The organism is Streptomyces hilarionis (assembly GCF_024539675.1).
GTDB lineage: Bacteria > Actinomycetota > Actinomycetes > Streptomycetales > Streptomycetaceae > Streptomyces > Streptomyces hilarionis.
The window spans coordinates 1-230 of sequence record NZ_JAHHIT010000932.1; the positions used below are offsets into that span (position 1 = coordinate 1).

General features: G+C 61.7%; 1 pseudogene. It reads right to left on the reverse strand.

From position 1 onward, the window contains the following. Positions 1-230, reverse strand: a pseudogene (locus KMS84_RS40815) (phosphoglucosamine mutase); the annotation flags it as partial.

A 230-nucleotide genomic window follows, 5' to 3' on the forward strand; every position in this document is an offset into this window, starting at 1 on the left:
CTTGTCGACGCCACGCACATTGATGAGCGCCTGCGGCAGACGGGTCATCACCGAGGCGAGCTCCTTGAGGGTCTTGCCGGTACGAGCGACGCGCGCAGCCAGGTGCAAACCGGTAAGAACACCGTCACCAGTGGTTGCGAACTCACTCATAATGACGTGCCCGGACTGCTCACCACCCAGCGAGAACCCATTGGCGTTCATCGACTCGAGGACGTAGCGGTCACCCACCT